This is a genomic window from Mannheimia massilioguelmaensis (assembly GCF_000940515.1).
Classification (GTDB): Bacteria; Pseudomonadota; Gammaproteobacteria; order Enterobacterales; family Pasteurellaceae; genus Basfia; species Basfia bettyae.
Map to the genome: position 1 here is coordinate 164893 of NZ_CDQL01000003.1, position 20178 is coordinate 185070.

The following is a 20178-nucleotide window of genomic DNA, read 5'->3' on the forward strand; positions in this document are numbered from 1 at the left end:
TCTGAATGGGTAGGTGTCGTCCCGAAAGGGTTTATTTAAATTTTAACGGAGCACTAATATGATCCAAGAACAGACTATGCTGGATGTTGCTGATAACTCAGGGGCTCGTAGCGTAATGTGTATCAAGGTTCTAGGTGGATCGCACCGTCGTTATGCTGCTATTGGTGATATCATCAAAGTTACAGTGAAGGAAGCAATTCCTCGCGGTAAAGTTAAAAAAGGTGATGTTTTAAAAGCAGTTGTTGTGCGCACCAAGAAGGGTGTTCGTCGCCCAGACGGAGCAGTTATTCGCTTCGATGGTAATGCATGTGTTATTTTAAATAATAACTCAGAGCAACCAATCGGTACTCGTATTTTTGGACCGGTGACTCGTGAACTTCGTTCAGAGAAATTCATGAAGATCATCTCTTTAGCGCCAGAAGTACTGTAAGGGAGAAGCAATCAAATGGCTGCAAAAATTCGTCAAAATGATGAAGTAATCGTTCTTACCGGTAAAGATAAAGGTAAGCGTGGTAAGGTAACTCAAGTGTTACCAAACGGTAAAGTGATTGTTGAAGGTGTTAAAATCATTACTAAACATGAAAAACCAGTTCCTGCATTAGGAAAAGAAGGTGGTTTAGTGAAGAAAGAAGCTGCAATTGATGTATCAAATATTGCTATCTTCAATCCAAAAACAAATAAAGCTGACCGTGTAGGTTTTAGATTCGAAGAAGGTAAAAAAGTACGTTTCTTCAAATCTAACAATGAAATTATTTAACAAACTGGAGTAATGCGATGGCGAAACTGCATGATTACTACAGAGATCAAGTAGTTAATGAATTAAAATCTAAATTCAACTACGCATCTGTCATGCAAGTCCCACGAATCGAAAAGATTACCCTGAATATGGGTGTGGGTGAAGCATTGACCGACAAAAAACTTTTAGATAATGCAGTAGCAGATCTAACAGCAATCAGCGGTCAAAAACCTTTAATTACTAAAGCTCGTAAATCTGTTGCTGGCTTTAAAATCCGTCAGGGATATCCAATCGGTTGTAAGGTAACACTACGTGGTGAACGTATGTGGGATTTCTTAGAACGTTTAATTACAATTGCTGTTCCACGTATTCGTGACTTCCGCGGTTTAAGTGCGAAATCATTCGATGGTCGTGGTAATTACAGCATGGGTGTGCGTGAACAAATCATCTTCCCTGAAATCGATTACGATAAAGTAGATCGTGTACGTGGTCTAGATATCACTATCACAACTACTGCTCAGAATGATGAAGAAGGTCAAGCACTACTTGCTGCCTTTAATTTCCCATTCCGTAAATAAGGCAGGTTACAATGGCTAAACAATCAATGAAAGCACGCGATGTAAAACGCGTTAAATTGGCTGAAAAATTTTATGCTAAACGTGTAGAATTAAAACGTATCATCTCTGATGAAAAATCTTCAGATGAAGAACGTTGGGATGCAGTGTTAAAGTTACAAACTTTACCACGTGATTCAAGTCCAAGCCGTCAACGTAACCGCTGCCGCCAAACTGGACGTCCTCATGGTGTTTTACGTAAGTTTGGTTTAAGCCGTATTAAAGTTCGTGAAGCTGCAATGCGTGGCGAAATCCCGGGCCTTAAAAAGGCTAGCTGGTAATTTACCACTTTATTTTGGAATCGGAGAAAAAGCACAATGAGTATGCAAGATCCAATCGCAGATATGTTGACTCGTATTCGTAACGGTCAAGCTGCGAACAAAGTTGCGATCAGTATGCCTTCATCCAAGCTAAAAGTGGCTATTGCCAACGTATTAGCTGCTGAAGGTTATATCGAAAGCGTTAAAGTTTTAGAAGGTGCAAAACCTGAATTGGAAATTACTTTAAAATATTTCCAAGGCAAACCAGTTGTAGAAAGTATTCAACGTGTTAGCCGTCCTGGTCTTCGTATTTATAAACGTAAAGACGAATTACCAAAAGTAATGGGCGGTTTAGGTGTTGCTGTAGTATCTACATCTAAAGGTGTAATGACTGACCGTGCAGCTCGTCAAGCTGGTTTAGGCGGTGAGATCATTTGTTACGTAGCTTAATAGAGAGGTAGGAAAATGTCTCGTGTTGCAAAAGCACCTGTTAGTATTCCTGCCGGCGTTGATGTAAAAATTGACGGTCAGCTACTAACAGTAAAAGGTAAAAATGGTGAATTAACTCGTACCATTCATAACTTTGTTGAAGTTAAACAAGATAATAATGCACTAACTTTCTCTCCTCGTAATAATGGAGTTGAAGCGAATGCACAAGCTGGTACTACTCGCGCATTAGTTAATGCAATGGTTATCGGTGTTACTGAAGGCTTCACTAAGAAGTTACAATTAGTGGGTGTTGGTTATAGAGCACAAGTTAAAGGCAACGTAGTTGCGTTAAGCTTAGGTTTCTCTCACCCAGTAGAGCATGCTTTACCGGCAGGTATCACTGCTGAGTGTCCATCTCAAACCGAAATCGTGTTAAAAGGTGCTGACAAACAATTAATCGGTCAAGTTGCTGCAGATATTCGTGCATACCGTAAACCTGAACCTTATAAAGGTAAAGGTGTTCGTTATTCTGATGAAGTGGTTCGTACGAAAGAAGCTAAGAAAAAATAATTAAGGTAACACTATGGATAAGAAATCAGCTCGTATCCGTCGTGCAGCTCGTGCCCGTCATATGATGAGAGAGCAAGGTGTAACACGTTTAGTTATTCACCGTACTCCACGTCATATTTATGCACAAGTAATCGCACCAAACGGTTCAGAAGTGCTTGCCACAGCTTCAACAGTAGAGAAAGCAATTAGTGAGCAAGTTAAATATACCGGTAACAAAGATGCAGCAGCTGTAGTTGGTAAACTAGTAGCTGAACGTGCATTAGCGAAAGGCGTTAAAGACGTAGCTTTCGATCGTTCTGGGTTTAAATATCATGGTCGTGTCCAATCCTTAGCGGACGCTGCCCGTGAAGCTGGTCTACAGTTCTAATAGAGGTAATTTCAGATGGCAAACATCGAAAAACAAGCTGGTGAACTGCAAGAGAAGCTAATCGCGGTAAACCGTGTATCAAAAACAGTAAAAGGTGGTCGTATCATGAGTTTCACTGCTTTAACAGTAGTGGGTGATGGTAACGGTCGCGTTGGTTTTGGATATGGTAAAGCGCGCGAGGTTCCGGCAGCGATCCAAAAAGCGATGGAAAAAGCACGTCGCAATATGATTAATGTAGCTTTACATGAAGGTACATTACAACACCCTGTTAAAGGTGTTCACACTGGTTCTCGCGTATTTATGCAACCAGCTAGCGAAGGTACAGGTATTATCGCTGGTGGTGCAATGCGTGCAGTATTGGAAGTCGCAGGTGTTCGTAACGTTCTTTCTAAAGCGTATGGTTCAACTAACCCGATTAACGTTGTTCGTGCAACTATTGATGCACTAGCAAATATGAAATCACCTGAAATGGTTGCCGCTAAACGTGGTAAGACCGTTGATGAAATTTTGGGGTAATTGACAATGGCAAAAACTATTAAAGTAACACAAGTACGTAGTTCTATCGCTCGTTTACCGAAACATAAAGCTACTTTACGTGGTCTTGGTATTCGCCATATGCACCATACCGTTGAGTTAATTGATACTCCAGCAGTACGTGGTATGATTAACCAAGTTTCATACATGGTTAAAGTAGAGGAGTAAAGTAATGCGTTTAAATACTCTAGCTCCGGCTGAAGGTGCAAAGCATAGTGCTAAGCGTTTAGGTCGTGGTATTGGTTCAGGTTTAGGCAAAACAGGTGGCCGTGGTCACAAAGGTCAGAAATCTCGTACTGGTGGCGGTGTTCGTCGTGGTTTCGAGGGTGGACAAATGCCTTTATACCGCCGTTTACCAAAATTTGGTTTTACTTCAATGATTGCAGCTGTTACTGCTGAGATTCGTTTGAATGATTTAACCAAAGTAGAAGGTAATATTGTAACTTTAGAAGCATTAAAAGCGGCTAATGTAGTCACTAAAAATATTCAATTTGCTAAAGTTATTTTAGCAGGTGAAGTTAAAGGTGCTGTAACAGTTCGTGGTTTACGTGTAACTAAAGGCGCTAAAGCAGCAATTGAAGCTGCTGGCGGTTCAGTTGAGGAATAATTAACAAATGGCTAAGCAACCAGGCTATCAAAGTAGAAGTACTCAAAGTGGAAGTAGTGAACTGAAAGGTAGATTACTTTTTGTATTAGGCGCACTAATTGTCTTCCGTATTGGTTCCTTCATTCCGGTTCCTGGTATTGATGCAGCCGTGTTAGCTCAATTGATTGAACAACAAAAAGGCACCATCATTGATATGTTTAATATGTTCTCTGGTGGTGCTCTAAGCCGTGCATCTATTTTTGCATTGGGTATTATGCCTTATATTTCGGCATCTATTATTATCCAATTGCTTACCACGGTTTATCCAGCTTTAAATGAATTAAAAAAAGAAGGTGAATCAGGTCGTCGTAAAATTAGTAAGTATACTCGTTATGCAACATTAGGTCTTGCTACTTTACAAGCGATAGGAATTTCAACTGGTTTGCCAAATATGTTACCTGGCCTAGTTCCAAATTTAGGTTTTGGTTTCTATTTTACTGCTGTTATCAGCTTAGTCACAGGAACAATGTTTCTTATGTGGTTAGGGGAACAAATCACAGAACGTGGTATTGGTAATGGTATTTCTTTAATCATTTTTGCAGGTATTGTTGCTGGACTTCCAGCCGCTATAGGTCAAACTATTGAGCAGGCTCGTCAAGGGCAAATGCATCTATTAGTTCTTTTATTGATTGCCGTAGTTGTTTTCGCAGTAACCTATTTCGTTGTTTTCTTTGAAAGAGGACAACGTAGAATTAAAGTTGAATATGCAAAACGTCAGCAAGGTCGTCAAATTTTAGGTGGTCATTCAACTCACTTACCTTTAAAAGTAAATATGGCTGGTGTAATTCCTGCTATCTTTGCTTCAAGCATCATTCTTTTCCCTGCAACTTTAACGCAGTGGTTTGGTCAAGGTTCAAGTCTTGAATGGTTAACTGATTTGTCAATGTTATTGTCACCAGGCCAGCCTTTATATTTGATTGTTTATGCAATTGCAATTATTTTCTTTAGTTTTTTCTATACTGCAATGCAATATAATCCTCGTGATACAGCGGATAATTTAAAAAAATCTGGAGCATTCATACCCGGAATTAGACCAGGTGAACAAACGTCACGCTATATTGATAAAATTATGACTCGCCTAACCCTAATTGGCGGTTTATATATTACATTCGTGTGTTTGGTTCCTTACATTATGATGTCAGCATGGAATGTACAATTCTATTTCGGTGGTACTTCTTTACTGATTGTTGTAGTGGTAATTATGGATTTCATCGTACAGATTCAAAGTCATTTAATGTCTACAAAATATGAATCTGCGTTGAAAAAAGCAAACCTAAGAGGTTTTGGACAATAAGTTGTCCTAAAGATAAAAAGGGATAAGCAATGAAAGTTCGTGCTTCCGTTAAGAGAATTTGTCGTAACTGCAAAATTGTTAAACGTGAAGGTGTTGTGCGTGTATTATGCAGCGACCCTAAACATAAACAACGTCAAGGTTAATTGATAATTCTCTTGCAAAGAACCAGTTGAGCAGTTATACTGCTCAACTCATTTATGTCCTTGGTACACTGTTTGAGTATCCTGAAACGGGCTTTTCAAGATCAGTGTTACCAAATTAGTTAAAAATAGGAGTGCATAGTGGCCCGTATTGCAGGCATTAACATTCCTGATCATAAACACACTGTAATCGCTTTAACAGCAATTTACGGTATCGGTAAAACACGCTCACAAGCTATTTGTGCTGCAGCGGGTATTGCTGAAGATGTTAAGATCAGCGAATTGTCTGAAGAGCAGATTGACAAACTGCGTGACGAAGTTGGTAAATTTACCGTTGAAGGTGACTTACGTCGTGAAGTAACACTTAACATCAAACGTCTTTTAGACTTAGGTTGTTATCGTGGTTTACGCCATCGTCGTAGCTTACCAGTACGTGGTCAACGTACTAAAACTAATGCGCGTACCCGTAAGGGTCCTCGTAAGCCGATCAAAAAATAGTCGGGGTAAATATTAATGGCTAAAACACCAGTTCGTGCACGTAAACGTGTAAAAAAACAAGTTGTAGATGGCGTAGCTCATATTCACGCATCTTTCAATAATACAATCGTGACTATTACTGACCGTCAAGGTAACGCACTAGCGTGGGCTACCGCAGGTGGTTCGGGTTTCCGTGGTTCTCGTAAATCAACACCGTTCGCTGCACAAGTTGCTGCAGAACGTTGTGCCGAAGTCGTAAAAGAATTTGGTTTAAAGAACTTGGAAGTTATGGTTAAAGGTCCGGGTCCAGGTCGTGAATCAACAATCCGTGCATTAAATGCAGCGGGTTTCCGTATCACGAACATTACAGACGTGACTCCGATTCCTCATAACGGTTGTCGTCCACCGAAAAAACGTCGTGTTTAGTCAGACGTTAGGATAATTGGAGAAAGAAAATGGCAAGATATTTGGGTCCAAAACTCAAGCTAAGCCGTCGTGAAGGCACAGACTTATTTCTTAAGTCTGGCGTGCGTGCTATTGATTCAAAATGTAAAATTGATACAGCACCAGGTCAACACGGTGCTAGTAAACCGCGTTTGTCTGACTATGGTAGTCAATTACGCGAAAAACAAAAAGTTCGTCGTATCTACGGTATTTTAGAACGTCAATTCCGTAACTACTATAAAGAAGCAAACCGCTTAAAAGGTAATACTGGTGAAAATTTACTAGTATTATTAGAAGGTCGATTGGATAACGTTGTTTATCGCATGGGCTTTGCTGCAACTCGTGCTGAGGCTCGCCAATTAGTGAGTCATAAAGCGATTGTTGTAAATGGTCGTGTTGTGAATATTCCATCTTTCCAAGTTTCAGTTAATGATGTTGTTGCTGTTCGTGAGAAATCTAAAAAACAAGCACGTATTAAAGCGTCATTAGAATTAGCAGAACAAAAAGAAAAACCAACTTGGTTAGAAGTTGATGCTGCTAAAATGGAAGGTGTTTTCAAACGTGTTCCTGAACGTTCTGATTTATCAGCAGACATTAACGAACATCTGATCGTTGAGCTTTATTCTAAATAATAGTTAAAGCTTAGATGCAAAGAGAGGATAAAATGCAGGGTTCTGTTACAGAATTTTTAAAGCCACACTTAGTAGATATTGAGCAAATCAGCGCAACTCATGCTAAAGTGATCTTAGAACCGTTAGAGCGTGGCTTTGGTCATACTCTAGGTAATGCATTACGTCGCATTCTTCTATCTTCAATGCCAGGTTGTGCTGTAACTGAAGTAGAAATTGACGGCGTATTGCACGAATATAGTAGTAAAGAAGGTGTTCAAGAAGATATTCTTGAAGTTCTTCTAAACCTAAAAGGCCTAGCGGTTAAAGTTCAGAATAAAGATGATGTTTTTCTGACATTAAACAAGTCTGGAATCGGCCCTGTTGTTGCTGCAGACATTACTCATGATGGTGATGTTGAAATCGTAAACCCTGAACATGTTATTTGTCATTTAACTGATGAAAATGCATCTATTAATATGCGTATTCGTGTTCAACGTGGTAGAGGATATGTACCTGCATCAGCACGTGTACATGCCCAAGACGAAGATAGACCTATCGGTCGTTTATTAGTGGATGCTACATATAGTCCGGTTGACCGTATTGCTTATAATGTTGAAGCAGCACGTGTTGAACAACGTACTGACTTAGATAAATTAGTTATTGAGTTAGAAACAAATGGAACTATTGATCCTGAAGAAGCGATTCGTCGTGCGGCAACAATTTTAGCAGAGCAACTAGATGCATTCGTTGATTTGCGTGATGTTCGTCAACCTGAAGTTAAGGAAGAGAAACCAGAATTCGATCCGATTCTGTTACGTCCTGTTGATGACTTAGAGTTGACAGTTCGTTCTGCTAACTGTTTGAAAGCAGAAACAATTCATTATATCGGTGATTTAGTACAACGTACAGAAGTTGAGTTATTAAAAACACCTAATCTTGGTAAGAAATCACTTACTGAAATTAAGGATGTACTTGCTTCTCGAGGTTTATCACTGGGTATGCGCCTTGAAAACTGGCCTCCAGCAAGCATTGCTGAAGACTAGTTTCTAGGTCGATTTTTCTGAGAAGGATAAGATCATGCGCCATCGTAAGAGTGGTCGTCAACTAAACCGTAATAGCAGTCATCGCCAAGCGATGTTCCGTAATATGGCAAGTTCTTTAGTTAGTCACGAAATTATCAAGACTACTTTGCCTAAAGCTAAAGAATTACGTCGTGTAGTTGAACCGTTAATTACATTAGCAAAAGAAGACAGCGTAGCAAACCGTCGTTTAGCTTTCGCTCGTACACGCAACATTGAAACTGTTGCTAAATTATTCAATGAATTAGGTCCACGTTTTGCTCAACGTGCAGGTGGTTACACTCGCATTTTGAAATGTGGTTTCCGTGCAGGTGATAATGCGCCAATGGCTTACATTGAGTTAGTAGATCGCCCAGAAGTAGCTGTTGAAACAGTTGCGGAATAATTATTAAGTTATGCTATTAAAAAGCTCGCTAAATGCGAGCTTTTTCTTTTCTATTTTATTGTGTAGGTTCGATCTAATATAAGTTCGCAAATCTTTTTGCATAAAATCGAAATTTATTTTGCATAAATAATTAAACTATTATGAAAAATAAACCTCAAATTTAAACTAAACAAAAACGCCCTTTAAATCATCATTAAAGGGCGTTTAAATTTTACAGTTTAGAACTTGTAAACCATATTATCCTCATACTTGCCACTATATGAGGTTGATGTTTTAACGGCTATGCGCTCGTAATTAGCGAAAGATTGCCAGTTGTCCCATTGGTCGGTGATCATTGCGTCAATAAAGCGGACGAACTCCGATTTGGTTGAGCTAAAAAACACAAAAGGTGGACGAGTTAGATGGATTAGGCGTAGAAAATCAATCAAATCAAAATAGCGTTGCTGACCGTAGCTCTCCTGATGTGTACACAAATAAGAAGGCATCCACAATCGTCCAACCGTCACCATCATTAGGGATGTTATCATTTAATAATCGCTCAAAATGTTGTAAAAACATTCGTTTTTGACCGATAAAAGGGATCGGAGCTTGTTTAAACATAGCACGCTCCTTGTAAACTTATTTTGCTTGCTTATTGTCAGTATGTGCTTTTGCTGCAATAGCTGCAACTGCTGCATTGATGAGTTTATCTGTCATGATAGATCCCTTTAAAAATGACGGCTAATTGGTTCGGACTAAATCGCCACCCATCGGTACGTCCTGTGATTGCATTAAAACACCACTCTGAGCAGAAGTATTTACTACGTTTTTGTTTAATCCCCAAAATCACGCCTAGCGCGCCGCAGTAGTCATAACGTGCACCTTTGGTTTGCGCATAATAGGTTAGGATTTGTTGTTCGAGGCTAGAATTTATCGGCAATAAATTCCAGTCCCCCGTCCTCAAATCAATCACCTTGCAACGCACACCGCCATCTCGTGGCGATGAAGTATAGCAATGATATGTTGTCTCGTACTCATAATGAGTGCCTGTAATAAACTCCGTTTTTGCAATTACCAGCTCACAATGTGAGTATTTTCCGCGCGTGGTTTTGCGGATTATTAAGTCAATGAGTTTGTCCCATAAACTGCCACCAGAGCCTTTGTAAAATGCTAAAAATAATTGATTAGCCATTGGCTTGCTCCGCTAAGTAATCTGCATAAGTTTTAGTCCAACCTCCAGTGTAATTGTAATCCGCTGGATTATCAGATTGCTCTAATGCTGCTTTATGCCGTAAGGCATTAGCATGATTGCTTGTTTTAGCTGTCATTAATACTTGCCAAATCTGCATTAATTTATCTTTGTTAATCATCAAAATCGAATTATCCGCACAAGTCCAAGCAATCTCCATATCGCCGAAAAGGTCAAAACTGGCTTTTACCGATAAAATATTACGTTCGGCAGTAGCATCAGTGTCAATCCATTTACCTACCGCCTCTACATACACGCCACCGTTGATTTTAACGTCTCTCAATTCGTTAATTTTATCTCGTAGTTGAGCTATATGTTGTGCTTTTAATTCAGTCTCTTTTGAGTGGTCGATAACCCATTCTGAGCCATCCCATATGTGTAATGGTGATGGTGATTTACCAGAACAGGTTAATTTACCACTATCATCTAACCATACATCTCCACCGCCTGTGATTGATGCAGATATGTTGTCTATCATGTCATCATCAACTAAATACCATCCATCACTTAACTCTATATCATCATTTGCTTGAGTGTGGATATCATCAAATATTTTTAAAGCTAAATTAAATTGTTTTATCATCATAAGCCTCCGATAATGATAATGTTTATCCCAACGATAGCGTTTTTGGGTGCGTAAATTTTAATTTTGTTTGTGCCGTCCATTTTACCGCCATAACTAAAGCGAGCATTGCCATTATCAATAGCACTTATTACAGCATCGGTTGTTGCCTCAGGCAAATTTAAAGTGAGTACTCCGTCACCTGGCACAGTCATCTTATCTACTTGCATTTTAATGATTTTCCAGCCTGTGTTAGTGGTCTTAATTTTTAACACCTTGGCGCCATCATAATGGCTTGCATATACGGACTCCGATGTTAGATTAGGGATATCTGTCACTAATGCGTACTTGGTATTACCTTGATACAATATATCGCTCGTATGTAATTTTTTGCCGTCATAGCCTATATAGGCTAGTGGCTTACTTGCTGCTGCATTGTAGCCGAAACTAATATATCCCTTGTCGGCTTGTTGTTTACCGACAATGCCAACACTATTAGATAATTTTACGTCAGCAACAATAGCGTCATCGCCAATCTCGATGCCTTTGCCAGTATTATTAGCGGTGACTTTGAGTGTCGGTAATGACAATTCGCCTCTTAATGAGCCACCAGATAATGGTAGATAATTATCACCCACCCAGCCTTGATACGCGACAATTGATGTGCCTGTCGATTGATTAAATGCGATGCGCGATCTTTCGGCGCCAGTGTTATCAACAAACACGTAATTAAATCTTGCTGTATTTGAGGCAAGATCGCCAGCAGGAGCTACCTCAAAGCGCCAGATACCTCCTTGCGTTGTGTATTTTGTCTGTGCCCAATTTTTAGTGTCAAATATTAATACATCAGTCATAGTGTCACCACTTTTACTGACTTTAGTATTGGCTAAATCATAAGCAGTTTTAACTGCAAGACTCGTTGCTACTGTGTCAGCACTATTACTATCCACAGCATTGGATTTTTTACTGTTTGGGATGTAGTTATTCAGCGCAAGGCGTAAGATGGCGATGCCTTGTGCTAGTGCTTTACCAGCTTTAGCTGTTAATCCTAGTTCTTCGCTGTCCAACCCCGTATCACTCGTCAACCACACTTCGCCTTTTTGCGTTGTGCTGGCGGATTTACGGTTATCATCAATAATCTTAACAATAGCCTCATAAAGCTGAGTTTGCTTATTTTCTACAGGTTTAAAACCCGCTTTTCCCAACACATAATGCGCTTCGGCTTGCACGTCGCGCACACGGTCTTGCACGTCGTTCAGCCACGTGTCTGTCACACGTGTGCCTTGCTCGCCAGTTGCTGGATTCCCCGCGTGAAAGCGCTTGTCGGCGGAATTAATTTCAGGTAATAAAGTTTTCATTTATCGTTTATCTCTCTATTGATACGCAAAATAGCAGTAGGTGTGTGCTGGCTTTAAGTCTCTAAAAAACTCCTCAATAATCGGATCACCAAACTCAACCAAGTGATCGCCGGCAAACGAACTACCCGCACGGAAATACACAATATTGTCGTCACCGTTTAACACCGTCACCCGCCACATATAAATCAAGCTATCACGCGGCTCATTGCGAAATTGCACCAAGTCACCGGGATTAGGCAGGTCATTTTGTAAAGGCGAAAACTCTTTAATTTGGATCTGATAACCGATACTTTCGGCAATGCGTGCGAAGTATGGAATGGACAACCCTCCAACAGCATTTAACTGCACAATGACGCGTTTAACGCGCTCTTGATAAGACTTGCTTAAATCCGTTTTAATCCCACAAATGCGTTCCCAATCGGCTAACATTTGGTTTGATGTGGCTGGTTCGATAACGCTTAAAATTTCCACCGCACTTTGTTGTAAACGGTCAAACGCATTGCCGTCCACTTCGCATTGTGCGATAAAATGTTCTCCGTTGATGTTGTAACTTACCGGCGGATAAAGCTGTTTTAGCACGTTAGCATGTTGCATTAGGCCATCTCCGTTACATTCACATCACCAAGGCGGAACCATTCGATTTTGTTGATAACATCCGCTTTGCGGTTGGTATTCGGGGCAACAAAACGGCGGTCAACCACGCCGATTAAATCACTCACCACCGCTTCGCATTGCGACACAATCAAGTCATCGCCAGGAATCAAACCGTTAAAATAATCAGTCAGAGCATTGCGAATAGCCGTTTTGATGTCATTTAATGCCACACCGCTAATTTTAACCTGGATATTAAAATTGACTTTTGTCACATCAGGTTTAACGACTTTGCTTTCTTTTGCTGTTACTGGGCGTTCGTCATCAATATAAGCTTGCGCTCGACGCACCGTGTCATCACTTGGCACGCCATTATCGGCCGTAATCGCAATATCTACTGTGCCAAGCCCTCGGCGTAGCGGGTAAACATACGCTTGTTCAACGCCATCCACCTCTAACGCCCAGTCTTTGTAATCGTATTTATTGCCACCTGCTGCGGGTCGGCGGATTTTATTAAGCAAACGCTCCAACAATGAGCTATCGCTTTCGGCATTGGTCGCCCCAACCACATCATTTAATACAACATCCGTGCTCACGCCAACTGGCGCCGCCATAAACGATCCTTTTGTAGCAATTTTAATGTTTTGTACCGCGCCAGTAGCAAGGGAGCGCACCGCAACAACCGCAGTGCCACCGGAGGAAATCACCGCACTTTCGGTTGTCTCATAAAAACGCCCATCTTCGGTTTTGATTTGTAGTCCTATGGCAATTACAGCATCAGGATTGCCACTAATAGTGGCACCTTTGCCTGCTGCATAAGTGGCGTTGCGACGGCGCAAACCGCGCAATCCTGCGTGTTTTTCTAAAAATTCAGTGTCAGCAGTGTCGGGGAAAAACTGTTTAATTAGCCATTTTTGATGTGCATAAATCCCTTCCGCGCACGCTGCTAAACTACTGGCACGCGCATAAGCGTCACTGTCTTCGGACGTGTCGGCATTGGGGTAATACGTTTGATAATCCCGTAACAGACTTTCGCGGATTTCTTCAAGTGTGGGCACAATAAACACGATTTAAACACCTTTTAAATGACGTTTACGGGGTGTTTAAAAGTAAATTGTTCGCCCCGGCTGTCGGTCACAGATATTGAAAGAAGCACTTTGCCGTTGTGCGGTTGTTCATGCGTTACAATGATTTCACTTGCGCGACCGTCATCAATTAACGGCTGTAACGCCTCTTCGGCATATTGTTGCGCCAACATGCCAACACGGCTTAAGTCTTTTTCCCGTTGAATAGTATGGAGCAGAGAACCTACACGCCCATTTGCCCACCACGAGCCTAATGGCGTAGTTAATCTGATATACACAGCATTTTGCAGTGTACTGATATGCGAATTTGTATAGTCCCCGGTAAGCGGGCTGATTTCTCTGTCCATGCTGACAGAGTAAAAGAAAGGGGAAAGAAAAAGGCGGGGAGAGAGTTCCACACCGCCTTTCGTTTGATTATTGAGGTTTTCCGGTCACACCACCACTATCACCGCGGTGGGTGTGATTAATAAGGGATTTGCCGTTAGCAGTCACATCACCATCAGTAGTAAAGCTACCTTTTGTTTGTGTTACGTTGCCCGTAAATGATGCACCATAACCGCCCTGAACAGCCATGCCACCGTTGCCGTTGATTTGACCTTGGGCAGTAAATACATGGTCTGTCTCAACAATCGGGCTACTGATCTCAACTTTAGTGGTGGCGGTTATTTTTAATATATCACAATCAATTTCGATTAATCGACCTTGTTTTAAAATAATTGTGCTTCCGCTTTCGTCATAAACAGCGGTCTCGCCCGATTTTAAATTTTTAACCCTAAAAGAACCGTTTTCCGTGGCAATCACGATGGAGTGGGTTGTCTCCCCGCCCATCGGCAATACCACCACTTGCGTTCCCGCGGGCGGCACGGATGTGAGGCCGAATTGTTGCATTAACTCAACGTCTTGTAGAGTTTCATCTGCTAACCCCGACACCTGCACCTTTTGAATATTGTCCGCAGTTTTGACTAAATTCAACGTCCCGCGAAAGGCTTGGCGAACAGCGCCCAAGGCGGTTTCTGTGTGTTCTCTTATGGCTTTTCCTAATCTTTGCATTCCTAAGTCCCCTCATAAATGGATGCACTTGGACGTTTAGCTTTTTTCCCCTTACGTTTGCGCGCTTTCTCGGATTTTTTAGCATATGCATCGGGTGTCCAAATGCCATCTTCTTTTAAACGTAATTCGGTGGTTGTACCCCCTGTACGACTCAACATAAAACGGCGCCCCATCAAAAAGAAAATAGCATCAATATCGTACTCTTCGCAGATAACATGCACCCTTTGCCCAGGCGTCCACAAAACGCCATCTTGGGTTTTGTGATCAGGCACGGTAATCGTCAAAGTAAAACTGTTTAAAATGCTGTCCGTAATGTACTTTTTCGCCCATTTCTTCAGGGCTTCCAAGTTTTCTACATCCGGCACAATCACGGTCTTTGGCTTATAAGTCTCAATGGCGTCATCTTTAAACACCCATTTCAGATCGTTCTTGTTGTCGTCACCGCTGCGCCCGTGCCGTTGCGCCAAAAAAGTGATCTCTGAAAAGCTTTGGGATACATCGGTGGTCAGGCTTGCCTGCGTGAAATTGTTGCGCTTGCCGTCTTTCATGCAACACAATGTCGCCACCGGAGGCGTAGAGTAATCCGCACCGCCGACAATCAGCGTACCGGCAGGGTCAAACCACGCATGCAACCCCGCCGAATTGGCGCAGTGAATTAGTGCATTCCACGCGGTTTCGCCAATGTCGATGTCCACCTTGTCTAAGGTTGGGTTAGATTCCGCCCTAAGTTCCACTTTTTTAATGCCCAACGGCTCCACGATTTTTTTAATCGCATCTAACACCATCAAACCTTTAACATTGGTAATCGGCGCTGAGCAATCCACTAAAATAGACGCTTTGTCGCGCCCATTTAAGCTAAAAGTGCGGTCCATTTTTGAAATGGAATGTTGTGTCGTGTCAACAATGCCTGTCAGTACCAATTCACCGTTAATCAGCACTTTTGCCGTTTTACCGGAATAATCCTCCAGCACGGTTTTATCTGATGGTACGCCAACATTAAAACTAAATGCGTCAGCAGGAATTAAAAAATCGCTGTCGATGTCGTAGCTTTTCCAGTTTTTGTGCTGTTTACCATCAATCTCAACCACAATCTCATTGTTAAACGGGTAGCCGTTATTTTGCATAGCCATTGAGTACCTCGCCACGGGAAATAAAGTTTGGGTAACGAATGTGTGGATTTAAACGCAATAACTCGCTTGCACGTGTGTAGTCGCCATAAAACGCGTGCGCCACTTGCTGAATCGTGCTATCAAATTCGACTCTACGAATAATTAAAGGCGGTTTGCGGTTAATTGCCGCCAAGGCTAACTGAGTCAATTTGTGGCTTTGTTGACGCAGTTTTTCTGCTGTGTTGTAAGCCTGTGTATAAAGCCCCGTGTTCGGTGTTTGCAGTTGTCTTGCGCCTGTTTGTTTTTTCGCACTTAATGACATCAAACCAAAATCATCTTTAACGTAATGTAATGTCATGGCGTTTTGCTCCGCTTGCACTAACGCCCGCACGGTATTCAACGCCGCCAATGCTTGCAAGCGCGATTCCGTCACAATGTAATCAATTTCAGATGGGATTAACGAATCATCTTCAATAAACTGGGTAGCGATTTTCAGAACATTAGCCGTGGTCAGCAACTGGATAGCACAAAACATCTCTTTCGTATCTTGCGCAGTCAAAGATGAGGTTAATGATTTCAATTTGTTAGACTTGCTGTTTTTGCCATTGCTTAAATTCGGTGCAATTTCTAACAGGTCTTTCACGGTGCGAGTAACTTCATCAAATTTCGCACGCACGGTTAAGTCATCACGGTTAGCAATAGCCGTTAAGCCGTCGCGAATCATGCCCGCCATCTCACGCACGGCATTGCCACCTTGTTGTCTGAATGCGTCTTTTGATGATGGTGTATTGGCGGAAATAACGTGCTTTTTCTTATCCATATCAAACAAATCACGCACTTGTTCAAAACAGCCGTAAAGCGCGCCGAATGAGCCTAATAAACGTGATTTGACATTAGCGGCAAAAGAAATTCCTTCCATAAAGGTGCCATATAGCTCTAATGCATCATCCACCAAATCTTCGAGCTCGGTTAATAACTCATCAATCAAGCCAAGCACAGAAAAGTTAAACAAGAAGATCGGTTTTGCTGGTGTGGCTTCTTGGAAGCTAAGACTGACTGTGACATAGTCCACAAAATCTGCTTCGTGATGAAAATAAGCCGAGGTGCAAAGCATATTTTGCAACCGCCCGCGAATCGGATGCACCAACACCGCCGCACCTTGTTTTTCCAGGGCTGATAAAAATCTCTTAAAATCGGTGTAATACCCCTCACCATAAAACACGGCTTGCAGTTGGATGGTAAGCGGATTTAAACCTAAATCTTCAATGTCGCCGCCATTCACAAACGGATATGCGTGCGTAATGGTGGCGCGTTCTAAATTATCATCCACACTCACCACATCAAATCGCACACCGCGATAAGATGCCTGCTGGATTGGCATTGTCCAACCTTTCATTTTTACCCCCGTTTAAGTTCGCGATATTGGTTTTCGGACGTGCTTTCGGCAATCGTCCGACTGTCTAAGTCCACGCGAATTTGATTCTGAATAGTAAAGTTCTGACTTTCCACCGCTTGCTTCATACCTTCGGTAATCGTATTCCCAAGCTGCTGAAATTCGGCTTTATAGTCGGGCACTTGCACACGACGGTTATATTCATCTTGTGTTAATGTGCCTCGCTTTAAACGTTCATCGGCGATTTCTTTTCGTTTAGCGGCATCACCAAGTGCATAGCCGCCACTTGCTAAAGACCAAACTGACTTTTCAGGCGCTGGGACAGGTGGGGCATACTGAAACACCGATTTGCTTGGATAAGCTGCTGAATAAAAGGCCTGTTGAGAATCTTTGGTTTCTGCATTAAATTTTTCCTGTTGCGCTTCTTCAACGGCTTTTGCATACACATAGTTATCACTTGCCATGACAAGTGCTCCAACCCCTAACCCCAACGTGGCGCCACCACCAATTCTTAAGATTTTAGCTGCCTTACTTGCACCAGTAGCCAGACCTGCTCCCGTAGTAGCCGTTACCCCTGAACCTAAACCGCCCAACCCACTAACCATATAACCACCTAAACCGTACATTGCGGCAGTTCCGGCAACACTTGCCACCTGTGCTGCACCAGCTAATTCAGGATGGTCTTTCATATTGTCAATAAACCACTGATCATAGGCTTTACCAGCTTCATTAACATTGCCTAGTAGGGATTGAGCATGCATGAACTTAAGCGATTCAGCCCGTGCTTCCACTGCAGCAGCTGTAGAATTTTTAATTTCCACAGCTTTATCAATGCCTTGACCTAATTTATTCTGATCTAATTTTTCAATATGAGGTTCTACCTGTTCTTTGTCGGCGGCGGCAATCAAACCTGCTTTTGCTTGAGTATCCGGCATAACTTGGGCAATTAAAAAGCCGCGTTTTAAATCAAGCTGACGTTGGATTTCTTGTTTTTCCGTATCTTTGGTGGTTTGCGCTAATTTTTTGCGTAATGCTTGGTATTCTTTGTCGCTTTTCAGCATTTCATCTACAATTTTAATCAGCACTTTGGTCGGATTGTCACCTCGTTTGGCTCCCTCCAGCATGGATTGCTCAACATCAATGCCTTTGCCTTTTAAGGCTGGGTGATCTAACTTTTTAAGTCGTGTTACGGTATCTGCGGCTGTTTGTTTATTTAATGCATTGGTAACATTAGTTGCAGCTTCGTCATTAGAGCCGGCTTTATTTGCTGCACTTTGCAACCAAGCAAGAATAAATTTAAAATCCTCAATCCCGGAATAGGAATTGTTTTTTGCCGTGGATAAAATAGACGGCAATTTGCTAATCATGTCAGAAATTTCAAATTTTCCCTCGTACCCTGACTGTAATGTCATCTCAAGCGCTTTACTTAAATCATCACCCTTGAAACCGTAATCGCTTAACGTTTTCACTAATGATCCAACATCTTGACCGCTAGCATTACCGGCAATTTGCATTTTTTGTGCGACATCCAGATTCGCTACGGCTTCGTCAAAACTCATGCCGCCTTTTAACATCCCATCCAAACCTTGCAATGCTTGGTCAGCCGTACCATGTTTTTCTACCGTATCCAGCACGGCTTTATTAATTCTTGCAAAGCCCTCAGTTTGAATATATTCAGCAGATTTATCGTTAAACGCAGTTAGCGCGACCTCGGCGACATTGCTGTCCCATTGTTTTTTGTCATTCAGTGCCGGCGCAATCGTATTTTTCACACCAATTGCCCCAGCGACCATCGCCCCACCTACGCGCATCACATTTCCAAACTTTTGCCCCATGGACACTTTGCCCATTTCTGCATTTAACTCCGCAATACGGCGTTTCGTCGCCATAGCGGCACGGTCTAATTCGCGACCAGAAGCAATGCCACTGCGTTTTAATTGGTCGTATGCTGCTCGGGTGCGGTTGATTTCGTTTTGGATACTACGTTCACTACGCACGCCAATAGTTTCGCGACTGCGCGCAGCCTGTTGGATTTGGCGGTAGCTTTGTTCTGTTACTTGTGCCGTTTGGCGCACCGCTCTTTGTTGCGTGGTAGCGCTACGTTGAGCTTGGTTTTCAATATTTTTGGTTGATTTGCTAACACTGTTTTCAACGCTTTTTACTACGCTACTGGCGTAGTCTTTCGCTTTGAGTGTTAAAGAGAGATCCATATTTGCCATTTTTAAACCTTGTTTAAACGTAATTTAACAGCAATAAAAAAGGGGCATTACGCCCCCTTATTTTTACGACGCTTAAAAACATAGGACGTCGTAGTTTCATCGGTGTTGTGTTGGGTTTTCGCGCCTTGGCTCGCTAAATAGCTGTTAATCCATGCGCTAACTTCGGCGTGACACATATCCCAGACGGCTTGCGCGGTAAATCCAAACTTACCCAGTAAAATCGTTGCCGAGCGGTAGTTTTCATACGCCTGCCAAACCTCGCTGACATTGCGCCGTTTTACGCTTCGTTTGCCGTCTCTTGGTCTTCCGAAACGCCCATGCGCTTTTTTCGCAGTTGATTGATTTCGTTGTTAATCAACACGTAATCATCAGTGGCAAGATTATCGAGCAAGTATGCCGGAGTCACTGCCTCGCGCGGAATGCCGTCAAACTCGACTTGTTGCGCCAAATACGCCAAATCAACCAGCATTTGTTCTGCGGTGCTTAACGTCTCTTTGTCACTTAACCCAAGGTCACTGATAACTTCCGCCGCTTGGCATTCACCACCCACGGTCAAAATCTTGACTAACACGTCATGATGTAGCGTGCCGTTATACAGTACGCCAAGTTTCAAACGGGTTTTCATTATTCTTCAACCTTGTCTAAGGCGACCATTTGCAAATCGCGTACTTCTTCGCTATCTACGGTATAGCTTGTGCCGGTTTCGGTAGTAAAACAGCCGATGTATGAGATTCGTTTACCGTTTTCTTCTTCTACCGTGATTTTGGCATCTGTCACGTTATCCCAATCAGGCTCTGCCGCGTTTAACGGCACAACAACGGTTATAGATAACGTATATTCAGTAATGCCTTTGGCAAAGCCTTTCACACGTCCTTTACGGTTAATAGTTTTTACAGGCTTGCGGCCTGTTACGGTTTTTACATCAAGCTTGGTAAGTTCAATTTCTTGACCGTCCACTTCGACAATGCCAAGACTGGCGAATTCTTGAGCCATCTAT

At 42.1% G+C, this 20178-nt stretch carries 30 protein-coding genes and 1 pseudogene; 17 read left to right on the forward strand and 14 right to left on the reverse strand.

Annotated elements, in window-relative coordinates; translation table 11 throughout:
- Positions 1 to 58: 58 nt before the first annotated feature.
- The 17 genes from rplN to rplQ all read left to right on the forward strand — a co-directional run bounded on the left by rplN (position 59) and on the right by rplQ (position 8586).
- Positions 59 to 430 (forward strand): 50S ribosomal protein L14, encoded by a 372-nt coding sequence (gene rplN / locus BN1226_RS01070; RefSeq protein ID WP_005759632.1) that lies wholly within the window; start codon positions 59 to 61, stop codon positions 428 to 430.
- Positions 431 to 445: 15 nt separating this feature from the next.
- Entirely contained in the window at positions 446 to 757 is a 312-nt protein-coding gene (rplX, locus tag BN1226_RS01075) for a 50S ribosomal protein L24 (protein ID WP_044469643.1), read from the forward strand.
- A gap of 17 nt (positions 758 to 774) precedes the next feature.
- A complete protein-coding gene (gene rplE / locus BN1226_RS01080) occupies positions 775 to 1314 on the forward strand; it encodes a 50S ribosomal protein L5 (RefSeq protein ID WP_044469644.1) in 540 nt (179 codons plus the stop codon).
- 11 nt (positions 1315 to 1325) lie between these two features.
- The gene (gene rpsN / locus BN1226_RS01085) at positions 1326 to 1631 is read left to right on the forward strand and encodes a 30S ribosomal protein S14 (protein ID WP_005759628.1); all 306 of its coding nucleotides are present in this window, start codon (positions 1326 to 1328) and stop codon (positions 1629 to 1631) included.
- Between the two features lie 36 nt (positions 1632 to 1667).
- Positions 1668 to 2060, forward strand: coding sequence for a 30S ribosomal protein S8 (gene rpsH / locus BN1226_RS01090; protein ID WP_005759599.1), 393 nt, complete (start codon positions 1668 to 1670; stop codon positions 2058 to 2060).
- Positions 2061 to 2075: 15 nt separating this feature from the next.
- Positions 2076 to 2609, forward strand: coding sequence for a 50S ribosomal protein L6 (gene rplF / locus BN1226_RS01095; RefSeq protein ID WP_044469645.1), 534 nt, complete (start codon positions 2076 to 2078; stop codon positions 2607 to 2609).
- A gap of 13 nt (positions 2610 to 2622) precedes the next feature.
- Entirely contained in the window at positions 2623 to 2976 is a 354-nt protein-coding gene (gene rplR, locus BN1226_RS01100) for a 50S ribosomal protein L18 (RefSeq protein WP_005759611.1), read from the forward strand.
- A gap of 15 nt (positions 2977 to 2991) precedes the next feature.
- The gene (gene rpsE, locus BN1226_RS01105; protein WP_044469646.1) at positions 2992 to 3492 is read left to right on the forward strand and encodes a 30S ribosomal protein S5; all 501 of its coding nucleotides are present in this window, start codon (positions 2992 to 2994) and stop codon (positions 3490 to 3492) included.
- Between the two features lie 6 nt (positions 3493 to 3498).
- A complete protein-coding gene (gene rpmD / locus BN1226_RS01110; protein WP_005759616.1) occupies positions 3499 to 3678 on the forward strand; it encodes a 50S ribosomal protein L30 in 180 nt (59 codons plus the stop codon).
- Between the two features lie 4 nt (positions 3679 to 3682).
- The gene (gene rplO / locus BN1226_RS01115; protein WP_044469647.1) at positions 3683 to 4117 is read left to right on the forward strand and encodes a 50S ribosomal protein L15; all 435 of its coding nucleotides are present in this window, start codon (positions 3683 to 3685) and stop codon (positions 4115 to 4117) included.
- 7 nt (positions 4118 to 4124) lie between these two features.
- Complete coding sequence (gene secY, locus BN1226_RS01120) at positions 4125 to 5450, forward strand: preprotein translocase subunit SecY (RefSeq protein ID WP_005759587.1); 1326 nt, start codon at positions 4125 to 4127, stop codon at positions 5448 to 5450.
- Between the two features lie 29 nt (positions 5451 to 5479).
- Positions 5480 to 5593, forward strand: a complete 114-nt coding sequence (rpmJ, locus tag BN1226_RS01125) for a 50S ribosomal protein L36 (protein WP_005759601.1) — start codon at positions 5480 to 5482, stop codon at positions 5591 to 5593.
- A 138-nt stretch (positions 5594 to 5731) separates the two neighbouring features.
- Positions 5732 to 6088 carry a 30S ribosomal protein S13 gene (gene rpsM / locus BN1226_RS01130; protein WP_005759625.1) on the forward strand — a complete coding sequence of 119 codons (357 nt, stop codon included), beginning with the start codon at positions 5732 to 5734 and terminating at the stop codon, positions 6086 to 6088.
- 15 nt (positions 6089 to 6103) lie between these two features.
- Positions 6104 to 6493, forward strand: a complete 390-nt coding sequence (gene rpsK / locus BN1226_RS01135) for a 30S ribosomal protein S11 (protein ID WP_005701868.1) — start codon at positions 6104 to 6106, stop codon at positions 6491 to 6493.
- Positions 6494 to 6522: 29 nt separating this feature from the next.
- Positions 6523 to 7143, forward strand: coding sequence for a 30S ribosomal protein S4 (gene rpsD, locus BN1226_RS01140; protein ID WP_005759597.1), 621 nt, complete (start codon positions 6523 to 6525; stop codon positions 7141 to 7143).
- 32 nt (positions 7144 to 7175) lie between these two features.
- Complete coding sequence (locus tag BN1226_RS01145; RefSeq protein WP_005759608.1) at positions 7176 to 8165, forward strand: DNA-directed RNA polymerase subunit alpha; 990 nt, start codon at positions 7176 to 7178, stop codon at positions 8163 to 8165.
- A 34-nt stretch (positions 8166 to 8199) separates the two neighbouring features.
- Entirely contained in the window at positions 8200 to 8586 is a 387-nt protein-coding gene (rplQ, locus tag BN1226_RS01150) for a 50S ribosomal protein L17 (protein ID WP_005759610.1), read from the forward strand.
- Positions 8587 to 8804: 218 nt separating this feature from the next.
- On the opposite strand, the pseudogene BN1226_RS10510 reads toward rplQ, so the two are convergent.
- The 14 genes and pseudogenes from BN1226_RS10510 to BN1226_RS01215 form a co-directional block, all read right to left on the reverse strand.
- Positions 8805 to 9068 (reverse strand): annotated as a pseudogene (locus BN1226_RS10510) (hypothetical protein); the annotation flags it as partial.
- Positions 9016 to 9186, reverse strand: a complete 171-nt coding sequence (locus BN1226_RS10950; RefSeq protein WP_420835332.1) for a hypothetical protein — start codon at positions 9184 to 9186, stop codon at positions 9016 to 9018. The gene BN1226_RS10950 and the pseudogene BN1226_RS10510, both read right to left, overlap by 53 nt.
- A gap of 85 nt (positions 9187 to 9271) precedes the next feature.
- A complete protein-coding gene (locus BN1226_RS01160) occupies positions 9272 to 9757 on the reverse strand; it encodes a hypothetical protein (RefSeq protein WP_044469648.1) in 486 nt (161 codons plus the stop codon).
- Positions 9750 to 10400 (reverse strand): DUF4376 domain-containing protein, encoded by a 651-nt coding sequence (locus BN1226_RS01165; RefSeq protein WP_052506669.1) that lies wholly within the window; start codon positions 10398 to 10400, stop codon positions 9750 to 9752. Before BN1226_RS01165 ends, BN1226_RS01160 begins: the two co-directional genes overlap by 8 nt.
- Positions 10397 to 11734: a phage tail protein gene (locus tag BN1226_RS10955; protein ID WP_052506670.1), complete on the reverse strand. Its 1338-nt coding sequence runs from the start codon at positions 11732 to 11734 to the stop codon at positions 10397 to 10399. Before BN1226_RS10955 ends, BN1226_RS01165 begins: the two co-directional genes overlap by 4 nt.
- A gap of 15 nt (positions 11735 to 11749) precedes the next feature.
- On the reverse strand, positions 11750 to 12328 hold the full coding sequence (locus BN1226_RS01175) for a YmfQ family protein (protein ID WP_005760373.1): 579 nt from the start codon (positions 12326 to 12328) through the stop codon (positions 11750 to 11752).
- Positions 12328 to 13392 carry a baseplate J/gp47 family protein gene (locus tag BN1226_RS01180; protein ID WP_044469649.1) on the reverse strand — a complete coding sequence of 355 codons (1065 nt, stop codon included), beginning with the start codon at positions 13390 to 13392 and terminating at the stop codon, positions 12328 to 12330. Before BN1226_RS01180 ends, BN1226_RS01175 begins: the two co-directional genes overlap by 1 nt.
- 14 nt (positions 13393 to 13406) lie before the next feature.
- The gene (locus tag BN1226_RS01185) at positions 13407 to 13757 is read right to left on the reverse strand and encodes a phage GP46 family protein (protein WP_040596324.1); all 351 of its coding nucleotides are present in this window, start codon (positions 13755 to 13757) and stop codon (positions 13407 to 13409) included.
- A gap of 67 nt (positions 13758 to 13824) precedes the next feature.
- On the reverse strand, positions 13825 to 14460 hold the full coding sequence (locus tag BN1226_RS01190) for a phage baseplate assembly protein V (protein WP_005760368.1): 636 nt from the start codon (positions 14458 to 14460) through the stop codon (positions 13825 to 13827).
- Between the two features lie 2 nt (positions 14461 to 14462).
- Complete coding sequence (locus tag BN1226_RS01195) at positions 14463 to 15590, reverse strand: phage baseplate assembly protein (protein ID WP_005760366.1); 1128 nt, start codon at positions 15588 to 15590, stop codon at positions 14463 to 14465.
- A complete protein-coding gene (locus BN1226_RS01200; protein WP_005760397.1) occupies positions 15574 to 16965 on the reverse strand; it encodes a DNA circularization protein in 1392 nt (463 codons plus the stop codon). The genes BN1226_RS01195 and BN1226_RS01200 overlap by 17 nt, the downstream gene beginning before the upstream one ends.
- Positions 16966 to 16967: 2 nt before the next feature.
- The gene (locus BN1226_RS01205) at positions 16968 to 19181 is read right to left on the reverse strand and encodes a phage tail tape measure protein (RefSeq protein WP_044469650.1); all 2214 of its coding nucleotides are present in this window, start codon (positions 19179 to 19181) and stop codon (positions 16968 to 16970) included.
- 277 nt (positions 19182 to 19458) lie between these two features.
- Positions 19459 to 19806 carry a hypothetical protein gene (locus tag BN1226_RS01210; protein WP_005760367.1) on the reverse strand — a complete coding sequence of 116 codons (348 nt, stop codon included), beginning with the start codon at positions 19804 to 19806 and terminating at the stop codon, positions 19459 to 19461.
- Positions 19806 to 20174 carry a phage tail tube protein gene (locus tag BN1226_RS01215; RefSeq protein ID WP_005760385.1) on the reverse strand — a complete coding sequence of 123 codons (369 nt, stop codon included), beginning with the start codon at positions 20172 to 20174 and terminating at the stop codon, positions 19806 to 19808. The genes BN1226_RS01210 and BN1226_RS01215 overlap by 1 nt, the downstream gene beginning before the upstream one ends.
- Between the last annotated feature and the right edge of the window lie 4 nt (positions 20175 to 20178).